This window comes from Candidatus Paceibacterota bacterium, from assembly GCA_035438625.1.
Lineage (GTDB): Bacteria > Patescibacteriota > Minisyncoccia > Phycocordibacterales > DAORIS01 > DAORIS01.
Window position 1 is genome coordinate 46969 of sequence record DAORIS010000005.1, and the last position, 10884, is coordinate 57852.

The following is a 10884-nucleotide window of genomic DNA, read 5'->3' on the forward strand; positions in this document are numbered from 1 at the left end:
GCACCACCTCTACGGAAGTGGTGTTTTTTTTATTCGCACACCATTTCGTACAGGAACGTGCTCTACAAGCGCAGCGATGTCTTCAAGGCTATCTGTAACCATAAAGAGATTAAGATCGTCTGGATCAATTGTATCAAGTGGAAACATATTTCGTTTCATAAAATCAATTAGTGGGTTCCAAAAATCTGTTCCATAGAGAACCATTGGAACTTTTTCAATCTTTCTGGTTTGCACGAGCGTAGCAATTTCAAAGAATTCATCCATTGTTCCAAAACCGCCCGGAAAAAAGATGTACGCTTCAGCAGAGAAGGTGAGCATAACCTTTCTTATGAAGAAATAATTAAACTGCATTCCGTGGTTGATGTATGGATTTACGTGTTGTTCGTACGGAAGCTTGATATTTAATCCAATAGAATGGCCGTGATGCTCTGATGCGCCACGATTTGCAGCTTCCATGATGCCGGGACCACCACCAGTTACGACACTAAAGCCTTTTTTTGCGAGCATGCCAGATAATTCACGGGCATCTTTGTAATATTTATTTGTTTCTGGAAAACGAGAAGAGCCAAAAATACTTACTGACTTTGGTTGTCGCTTAATTAAATTAAATCCCGCAATCATCTCATCGTTGACTGCGTGAATACGTTCTCGAATCTCTTCTTCTACCTGGTGAAGTGTTACTGGAACGTACGAGGTGTTGGAAAAAGGCTGGTTATCTTTGTCAGCTTGCATATAATGAGGATATGGTACCACATGCATACGCTGAAGACGGCTCTTTAAATCTTATTAGCTGCGGAAAAACACTCGATGACCAGTGTGATTTTTATGACTTAATTAATCTTGGACATAGCGTTATCAACGCAGTTATTTTCCTCGCACTCATTTTATTACTATTCATGCTCTTAAAAGCAGGATGGCAATATTTATTTGCGGGAGCGAGTGATCCAGGAGTGCTTAACAAGGCCAAGAAATCATTTACAAAGATCGCAGTTGGAATATTTTTGATGTTAATAGGTTGGCTGGTGATAAACTTCGTCGTTGAAAGTGTAGTTGATACAAGCAAGTTCGATAATCCACTCACTGCAACATCGACAACATCATAAATTATAAATAATTAACAAACACATGAAATCATTCAAAGCGTATTGGCCGATTTACCTTCTTGGGTTAGCATTAGTGGTCTTATTAGCATTACAAATTATTATGGACGTTAGAGATTCATCAAATAGCCTAGGTGAGGATACACAGAACACACAAGAAGAAATTGTAGAGGTAGTGGATGTTAAGAATTCACAGCAAGTAGAAGCGACAGGTGAAACAAACTCACTACAGGTAACTGACAGTGTTGTTGGAATTGGTGCCGAGGCCGTTTCAGGAAAGACAGTAACAGTACACTACACAGGAAAGTTTACCGACGGAAAAGTATTTGATAGCTCAGTTGGAAAACAGCCATTTTCATTTATCCTCGGAGCAGGACAGGTAATCGCTGGATGGGACACTGGTGTTGCTGGTATGAAGGTTGGTGGAAAGCGTTCACTCGTCATTCCTTCATCCCTCGGATATGGCCCAAATGATTACGGACCAATTCCAGGCGGATCAACACTCCTTTTTGATGTTGAGTTGCTTGACGTTAAGTAACAGGGTAGAACTGGGTAATGAAATTCACGCTTTCTAAGCGTTTAAAGACAGATCTGACACGATCCATTTCTCCAGATGTAAGTGGAAGAACTGGAGTCATAACAACTGATCACGGGGTTATCAAGACCCCGGCTTTTGTTGCAGTAGGAACAAAAGCAACACTTAAAGCAATTACACCAGAGCAAGCGGTTGAAGCAGGTGTCCAAGCGGTACTGGCTAATACATATCATTTATATCTTGAGCCAGGTGCTGACATGGTTTCAGCAGCTGGAGGGTTTGCAAAGATGATGAACTGGAAAGGACCAACAATGACTGATTCAGGAGGTTTCCAGGTGTTTTCTCTTGGTGCGGCATACGGAAAAGGAATTTCAAAAATTCTTAAATCTTCCTCGGAACTTTCACTTGCCGCGGGTGATGTTGATGAAGAAGTAAAAGCACCACTGGTCTCAATTGATCACGATGGTGTGATGTTTCGGTCGCACATTGATGGGACTGCACACTATTTCACTCCAGAAAAATCAGTAGACATTCAACACGCACTTGGAGCAGACATGTTTTTTGCTTTTGATGAGTGTACGTCTCCAACAGAGACGAGGGTCTATCAAAGAGAAGCACTTGATCGTACACATCGTTGGGCAAAGCGATGTCTCACGCAACATCGAAATTCAATACACGCAACGAGACAAGCCATTTTTGGAGTGATCCAAGGTGGAAGAGACAGAGATCTTCGCGAAGAGAGTGCAAAGACAATTGCCGACATGGGATTTGATGGGTTTGGAATTGGTGGATCATTTGCCAAAGAAGACATGCAAACAGCCGTTTCATGGGTGAATGCACTTTTACCAGAAGATCAACCTCGTCACTTGTTAGGTATCGGAGAGCCAGAAGATTTGTTCATGGGTGCAGAACAAGGAGTTGATTTGTTTGATTGTGTAGCTCCAACTCGAATCGCACGAAACGGTGGTATTCATACAAGTGCTGGGAGGATCAATATTACAAACGCAGTATATAGACAGGATTTTGGGCCACTAGACAATGGTTGCGCGTGTTATACATGCAAAAACTTCACCCGAGCGTATGTAGCACACCTCTTTCACTCCAAAGAAATGCTTGCCGCGACACTTGCGACAATCCACAACCTCTTTTTCATTTCTGACTTCATGCGAAAGATCAGGGAGTCAATGGAAGACGACACATTTTACGATTTCAGAGACAACTTTATAAAGAAGTATTATAGTAGGTAAGTGAAATTCAATCTCAAAAGCCAATTTAAGCCAGGTGGAGACCAGCCACAAGCAATCAAGAAACTTGTGAGTGGTTTACGTAATGGAGACAAACACCAGACACTCTTGGGGGTAACTGGTTCTGGTAAGACATTTACTGCTGCCAACATTATCCAGGAGATGCAGAAGCCTACACTTGTTATTGCGCACAATAAGACTCTTGCAGCCCAGCTTGCGCAAGAGTATCGGGAATTCTTTCCGGATAACGCGGTTCACTACTTCGTCTCGTACTATGACTACTACCAGCCAGAAGCGTACATGCCGGTAACTGACACGTATATTGAAAAGGAAGCGCAGATTAACGAAGAGATCGAACGACTCCGTCACGCCTCTACTCAGTCTCTTTTAACTCGAAGGGATACCATTGTGGTGGCATCAGTATCCTGTATTTATGGTCTTGGTAGTCCTGAAAATTATGAGCGTGTAAATATGCGCGTGGAAAAGGGAATGAAAGTGACACGTGCTGACTTTATCCGCCGCCTCATTGATATTCATTATGAACGAACCCCGGCTGACCTTTCATCTGGAATGTTTCGAGCAATTGGATCCTTTGTAGAAGTGATGCCGGTATCTGAAACAGAAATTTACCGAATTGAACTTGTTGATGATGTGATCCAGACAATTGAAATTCTAGACTCTATTACCCGAGAAAAGAAAGGAACACCGGATGCATTCTTCATTTTCCCAGCAAAACACTTCATCACCGGTGAAGAAGACCGAGAGCGTGCAATTCGAACAATTAAGGCTGAGCTCGATGAGCGACTCAAAGAGTATGCAGGAATGGAAGGAAAGCTACTTGAAGCAGAGCGTATAAAGCGTCGTACGTCATATGACCTCGCAATGATCAAGGAAGTAGGATATTGCTCAGGTATTGAAAACTACTCACGGCACTTCTCGGGAAAAATGGCAGGTGAACCGCCTGACACATTACTTTCATATTTCCCAAAGGATAAGGATGGTAATCCTGATTGGTTACTAATTATCGATGAATCCCACGTAACAATTCCACAGATCCAAGGAATGTATGCAGGAGATCAGTCTCGAAAAAATACTCTTATCGAGCACGGCTTTAGACTTCCATCTGCGAGAGACAACCGACCACTCAAGTTTGCAGAGTTTGAAGAGCGTATGCCACAGGCGGTGTACACATCAGCTACACCAGGCCCTTATGAGAAAACTCATAGTACTCAGGTTGCGGAGCAAGTTATTCGACCTACTGGACTTATCGATCCTCAGTTGGTCATCAAACCGGTTGTTCAAAATGGAGACTATCCAGGACAAGTTAAAGATTTTATTGAAGAAGCAGAGAAGACAATTAAAAAAGGTGACCGTGTCATTGCGACAACCCTTACAAAAAAGATGGCTGAAGACTTGGCCGAATACTTAAAAGAAAAGAAAATCAAGTCAGAATATTTACATAGTGACATTAAAACAATTGAGCGCATTCAGATCTTGAGTAAATTTCGAAAAGGGGAGTTTGATTGTATTGTTGGAGTTAACTTACTTAGAGAAGGATTGGATCTTCCTGAAGTATCACTCATTGGAATTTTGGATGCTGACAAAGAAGGATTCCTCCGATCAGAGACGTCACTTATCCAAACAATTGGTCGTGCCGCACGAAACGTTGATGGTCGGGTAATCCTCTACGCTGATCATATGACTGGATCACTTGATCGTGCTATTGCAGAAACCAATCGTCGTCGCGAAATACAACTTGCGTACAACAAAGAGCATGGTATCACTCCCAAAACCATTAAAAAGAAGATTTCTGACATTACAGAGCACCTTGCTTCAGCACATGATAAGACTGTGTCTCAACTATTGAAGTTTGATGAGAAGCGTTTTAGTAGCGACCCTGAAAAACTCATAAAAGAGAAGACTTCTCAAATGAATGATGCCGTGAAGATGCTTGATTTCGAGACGGCAGCTATCCTTCGAGATGAGATTTACGCCCTAGAAACAAGGCTATACGGGGGAAAAGAGGCTAAAAAGAAGCGTGAAACAAAGGCAAAGGAAGCTTCCGATATCCACAATAAGGATGAGGATATTGACAACTAGGTAAATTAGGGTTACATTCAGGTCGGAAGTACGACGTTCGTACCTCATTTTTCATCGGCTTTGCAAGGAGATCCTATGCTAGTGCTCACACGCAAGGTCGGTGAGGTGATTGTGGTTGGTGATGATGTCAACATAGAAGTTTTGGAGATTATAGGCGACAAGGTTCGCATACAAATCTCAGGACACATCTCGAAAGAGATGAAGTTGGGAATCGATGAGGTCTACTCCATCGATTGTTTCCAGATAATGCTTGTTGACATTCGTGGTGACGAAAAAGTTCGGTTAGGCATCACTGCCCCGATAACCGTTGCCATCCATCGTCTTGAGGTGTACATGCGGATAAAACGAGAGAATAAGGGTAAGAAATTACCACCTGATCCAATAGATCCGCCCCCAACATGTTTGTGTGCGTAATGAATAGGCGTCTGGAGGGGCGCCACCCATGGCTTCAAGAGTTGTAGTACACACTTGAGGCCATTTTTTATACCCAAAACACGTAGATGTATTTTGATTATTTGCTCATTTTTTGATATACTGTACGGACGTTCACTAAATCTCTCATGGCACAAAAAACAGAATTTGTTCACCAATATGGCAAACCTGAAGATCGCGACAAGATTGTTGTTAAAGGTGCCCGTACTCATAACTTAAAAAACGTAACAGTTGAGATGCCCCGAAACAAAATGGTGGTATTTACTGGTCTTTCTGGATCTGGTAAGTCATCTTTGGCATTCGATACTATCTTTGCTGAAGGTCAGCGCCGTTACGTTGAGTCCCTTTCTTCATATGCTCGCCAGTTCCTGCGACAAATGCAGAAGCCTGACGTTGATGAAATAACCGGTCTTTCACCGGCTATTTCTATTGACCAGAAGTCTCGTTCAAATAACCCACGTTCAAACGTAGCAACAATCACTGAGATCTATGACTATCTCCGGTTGCTCTATGCGCGCATTGGAAAGCCTCACTGTTTGGTCTGCGGTCGTGAGATTAAGAAGTTGTCTCAAGAAGAAATTATGGCAACGATTCTTGAATCAGTTGCAAAAATTTCGACATCTGGAAAAGGAAAGAAGGAAGTCATGGGTGTTAAGTATTCTGATGCAAAACTCGCAATCTACGCTCCTGTTGTAGTTGGACGAAAGGGTGAGTATTACCAAATGCTCTATGACTATCTTGGAAAGGGATACGAGCGCGCACTTGTTGATGGAGAAGAGAAGAAACTTCGAGAGCAGATTACACTTGATAAAAACAAGAAACACGACATCGACATTTTGATCGATGAGTTTTTCGTATCTCAACTTCAAAGTGATAGTAAGGACATGAAGGAGCGACTTTCTGAGGCTCTTGAACGATCTCTCACTGAATCTAATGGATTAATCCGTATTAAAACTGGTGATGAAGAACGTTTGATCTCAGCAAAGTTTATGTGTCCGTACGATGGATTTGCGTATCCTGAAATCGAACCTCGACTATTTTCTTTCAACTCACCATACGGAGCATGTCCAACATGTAACGGACTTGGTACAAAGTATTTTATGGGAGAAGACCCATGTGAGACATGTGGAGGAGCACGACTTCGCCAAGAAGCACTCCATGTATTTATTGGTGGAGAGGACAGTGGTATTGAAAAAATTAATATTCATAGCCTCATATCAAAGTCAGTTGAAGATGTATTTGATTTTTTTGAATCCCTCAAACTCACAACATCTGAAAAAATTATTTCAAAAGTTATCCTTCGAGAAATCCAGTCACGACTTCAATTCATGCTCGACGTTGGTATTGAATACTTAACACTCGATCGTCGCGCACATACACTTTCTGGAGGAGAATCACAACGTATTCGCTTGGCATCACAATTAGGATCGGGTCTCGTGGGGGCACTCTACGTACTTGATGAACCAACCATTGGACTTCACCAGAGAGATAACGATCGTTTGATTAAAACACTTACAAGTCTTCGTGATGCAGGAAACACCATTATTGTCGTTGAACACGATGAGGACACTATCTTTGCTTCTGACTATCTTGTAGATATTGGACCAGGCGCTGGAGTTGCTGGAGGTGAAATTGTAGTAGCTGACTATTTAGATAAACTTCTTACTGCAAAGAAAAACGATTCAGGATCATTAACACTCGCGTACTTGCGTGGTGAAAAGGTTGTTGAAATTCCAGAGCGTAGAACAAAGGAGGCTGGAAAGATTATCATCCGCAATGGAAATGCATTTAACATCAAAGGACTCAACGCAGAAATTCCACTTGGAAAGCTTGTGTGTATCACTGGCGTTTCTGGATCAGGAAAGTCTACATTTATGTACGAGATCGTGCATAAGAATCTCCAAGCTCGTCTTGAACGAAAGTACCGTTCGAATGAAATGATCAATTGCTCAAGCTTTACTGGTAGCGAATACGTATCACGTACAATTTTAATTGACCAATCAGCCATTGGACGAACTCCACGATCAAACCCTGCAACATACACTGGTTCATGGACTTTTATTCGTGATATGTTTGCATCAAGTAGCGAAGCGCGTGCACGTGGCTGGAAAGCAAACCGATTCTCATTTAACGTAAAAGGAGGACGATGTGAAGCTTGCCAAGGAAACGGTGAAATTGCAGTTGAAATGAGTTTCCTCCCAACGGTATATGTTCCTTGTGAGGTGTGTGGTGGAACTCGATTCATGAAAGAGACTCTCGAGGTGAAATACAAGAAGAAGAGTATTTACGATGTCCTTAAAATGACTGTTGATGAGGCACTAAAATTCTTTGAGGATATTCCTGCAATTCATGACCGACTACAATCACTTAATGAAGTGGGTCTTGGATACCTCGAACTTGGTCAATCCGCAACAACACTCTCAGGCGGAGAAGCGCAACGCGTAAAAATCTCTTCTGAGTTATATCGACCACATACTCAAAAGACAATCTATCTTATGGATGAGCCAACTATCGGACTCCACTACGAAGATGTTCGAAAACTAATTGAAATTTTGCAGAAGTTGGTTGATAAAGGAAATACAGTACTTGTCATTGAACACAATATAGATTTGATTAAATCATCTGATCACATTATCGACATTGGTCCACTTGGAGGAGTGGGTGGTGGACAAATCGTTGCAAAGGGAACTCCAGAAGAAGTTGCACGAAATGCAAAAAGCTATACGGGTCAGTATTTGAAGAAACATCTGAAGTAGGGGGGTGGTTTGGTAGTATAAAACTATCGTATGACTATCGAAGATTTTGAAAAAATCGGTTTACCAGACGTTCCTGGTATATATAAATTTACGGACGCATCCGGGAAGATTTTGTATATCGGAAAAGCAACATCACTTCGATCGCGTGTTCGTAGCTATTTTAACCATGATGTCATCGCTACTCGTGGTCGACACATCGTCGACATGGTCACTCTTTCAAAAACGGTGGATTATGAGGTGACTCCATCAGTGCTTGAAGCGTTGATTATGGAAGCAAATCTCATTAAAGAACATCTTCCTAAATACAACTCACAACAAAAAGACAATAAGAGCTATAACTTTGTTGTTATTACCAACGAAAAATTCCCAAAACTCCTCACTGTTCGTGGGCGGACACTTTCCATGACGTTTCCAAAAAAGTCTGTGAAATATTCCTTTGGACCGTTTCCAAATGGAGGGTCACTTAGAGAAGCGTTAAAAATTATCAGAAAGATTTTTCCATATAGAGACGATAAATGTGTTCCGGCAGAAACACAGCTTGAAGGCGGTAAAACGACACCTAAACCCTGCTTTAACAGACAGATTGGCCTTTGTCCTGGAGTATGTACTGGTGAGGTAAACGCAGAGGAATACGGACGAAATGTAAGACACCTTGTACTATTTTTCAGTGGCAAAAAGAAGCAACTAATTGAAATACTTGAAAAAGATATGCGTAGTGCCGCAAAAGAACAGCGCTTTGAAGAGGCTGGCCGTATTAAGCGCTCAATCTATTCTCTTGATCACATTAACGACATAGCAATCATCAAGCGTGATGATGTAGATGACAAGCCAATGATGGAGCGAGAAAAATTAGGAGAAGACTTTTCTGATCCAGATGAAGAGATTCAGTATGATCCTGAAGTGGCAGATGAAATGCGAAGGAACAATGGAAATGTATTTCGTATTGAAGCGTATGACATCGCGCACATGTCAGGAAAAGAACAGGTTGGGGTAATGGTTGTTGTTGAGAATGGCATTGTTGAAAAGAGTTGGTATCGAAAATTCAAAATTCGTACACAACGTGGTTCAAATGATGTTGGTGCACTCGCTGAAGTGGTTAAGCGTCGTCTTAAGCACGATGAGTGGCCAATGCCAAATTTAATTATCATGGACGGTGCACAACCACAAAGAAATGCAGCCGTTGAAGCAGTTATAGAAGCGGGACTTGAGGAGAAGGGGATTGTTATTGCAGCTGTTGTGAAAGACCGATCACACAAGGCAAAGGGGATACTTACCGATGGAAGTGAAAATGCGGAAAAAATTGCGATGGATCACAAATCAAGCATTCTTTTGGCTAATGCTGAGGCACATAGGTTTGCGATTGCATACCATCGGTCACTGCGTAATAAGCTATTTAAATAAGAATTGACAAAAATTCCGGCAAGACTATAATTACTCAGTACGTTCTTTTCTCGATTCAATTGTTTGTTGTTAGACCTCGGTCTCACAATTTCCCGTTGATTCAAGAAGAATTTTCGGCTCGGCTGCTCGCTGCGAACTGCCACCATGTTATCTTCTCCCTCTTTGACGATTCGGGAAGAAGTGACTGGTGGCAGTTTTTTTATCTCAACTTTTTTCACTGTACATATCGGTCACATTGTGAAGTGGATGTATACTTATGGTAATGGACAGAGTTCTTGACCCGACAACAATTGCAGTTATCCGTGGTGGAAACTTACACCACAACCACTCCTTAAAAACAGGCAGTACATTTCTACATGCATTACGTTCGTTCTTTTCAAAAAAGCAGCAAAGCGACGCTGCTATTAAAGATATCTATATTAATAAAGAAGGAAATTGGCATGTGTCAGGTTTTAAATCGGAACCACACGAAGCCCTCCGGGGTGTTAATTTGGTTGTAAACGCTATGCATGGTGAGTACGGTGCAGATGGAAAGCTTCAACGACTACTTGAGTCACTTGGAATCCTATATACCGGCTCTGGAGCTTCCGAGTCAGCAATTTCAGCGCATCATGGCTGGCTCAAACGATCACATGCACAAAACGGATTCCAATCACCACGACACCTATTGCTTTCAAGTGAAGATGATCCGCGAGAACGTGCTTCATATATCTTTAATCACTTTCATATGCCAGTTGTGCTTTTACCAACACGGTTTGGAAGGCGTAACGAAGCAAAGTTTGAGCAACGATATGATTTATTATCAAATACGATTGCCGACTTTATCGTAAAACATGGCACGGCAGTTGTTGAAGAATATATTAGTGGAAAACAGGTGTTTGTGCCGGTTATTGAGCAATTTAGAGAAAAGGAGCACTATACTCCAGTCATTATTGAAGAGAAATTAAGTGACGGTTCTTTCGTTCAAATCCAAGGTTTATCCGATGAGTTAAAACAAAAGCTTTCTCTTGAAGCAATACGGGCACATAAAGAATTGGGATATCGGCATGTTTCTCAGCAGAAGTTTATCGTCACCGCAAGAGGAAAAACATATCTTATTGATTCTGAAAGTCATCCACAAATTCATGCAGAAAGTCCTATTGGAGTAGCGTTTTCTGCAGTGGGTGCAGAGCCTGAAGTGGTAGCTATGCATATAGCTGATCTTGCTCTTGGCGGGAGATGATGTAATATACGTACCTGTACGGGCCCCTAGCTCATCTGGTAGAGCGCCTCACTTGCACTGAGGAGGCGAGCGGTTCGAGTCCGCTGGGGTCCAC

Annotated in this window: 9 protein-coding genes and 1 tRNA gene; 9 read left to right on the top strand and 1 reads right to left on the bottom strand. The window is 42.0% G+C overall.

The window, feature by feature from the left end:
* Positions 1 to 9 precede the first annotated feature (9 nt).
* The gene (locus PLF31_02680) at positions 10 to 732 is read right to left on the bottom strand and encodes a TIGR00730 family Rossman fold protein (protein ID HRH26351.1); all 723 of its coding nucleotides are present in this window, start codon (positions 730 to 732) and stop codon (positions 10 to 12) included.
* Positions 733 to 743: 11 nt separating this feature from the next.
* Here PLF31_02680 and PLF31_02685 point away from each other — a divergent pair, with 11 nt between their 5' ends.
* The 9 genes from PLF31_02685 to PLF31_02725 all read left to right on the top strand — a co-directional run bounded on the left by PLF31_02685 (position 744) and on the right by PLF31_02725 (position 10883).
* On the top strand, positions 744 to 1103 hold the full coding sequence (locus PLF31_02685) for a hypothetical protein (GenBank protein HRH26352.1): 360 nt from the start codon (positions 744 to 746) through the stop codon (positions 1101 to 1103).
* Positions 1104 to 1275: 172 nt separating this feature from the next.
* On the top strand, positions 1276 to 1638 hold the full coding sequence (locus tag PLF31_02690) for an FKBP-type peptidyl-prolyl cis-trans isomerase (GenBank protein ID HRH26353.1): 363 nt from the start codon (positions 1276 to 1278) through the stop codon (positions 1636 to 1638).
* A gap of 17 nt (positions 1639 to 1655) precedes the next feature.
* Complete coding sequence (gene tgt, locus PLF31_02695) at positions 1656 to 2882, top strand: tRNA guanosine(34) transglycosylase Tgt (protein ID HRH26354.1); 1227 nt, start codon at positions 1656 to 1658, stop codon at positions 2880 to 2882.
* The gene (gene uvrB, locus PLF31_02700) at positions 2883 to 4979 is read left to right on the top strand and encodes an excinuclease ABC subunit UvrB (protein ID HRH26355.1); all 2097 of its coding nucleotides are present in this window, start codon (positions 2883 to 2885) and stop codon (positions 4977 to 4979) included.
* A gap of 75 nt (positions 4980 to 5054) precedes the next feature.
* Positions 5055 to 5393 carry a carbon storage regulator gene (locus tag PLF31_02705; GenBank protein HRH26356.1) on the top strand — a complete coding sequence of 113 codons (339 nt, stop codon included), beginning with the start codon at positions 5055 to 5057 and terminating at the stop codon, positions 5391 to 5393.
* A 146-nt stretch (positions 5394 to 5539) separates the two neighbouring features.
* Positions 5540 to 8167 (top strand): excinuclease ABC subunit UvrA, encoded by a 2628-nt coding sequence (gene uvrA, locus PLF31_02710; GenBank protein ID HRH26357.1) that lies wholly within the window; start codon positions 5540 to 5542, stop codon positions 8165 to 8167.
* 30 nt (positions 8168 to 8197) lie between these two features.
* On the top strand, positions 8198 to 9568 hold the full coding sequence (locus PLF31_02715; protein HRH26358.1) for a GIY-YIG nuclease family protein: 1371 nt from the start codon (positions 8198 to 8200) through the stop codon (positions 9566 to 9568).
* Between the two features lie 262 nt (positions 9569 to 9830).
* Positions 9831 to 10790, top strand: a complete 960-nt coding sequence (locus PLF31_02720) for a hypothetical protein (protein HRH26359.1) — start codon at positions 9831 to 9833, stop codon at positions 10788 to 10790.
* Between the two features lie 20 nt (positions 10791 to 10810).
* A tRNA-Ala gene (locus PLF31_02725) sits at positions 10811 to 10883 on the top strand.
* The last annotated feature ends 1 nt before the right edge of the window (position 10884 follow it).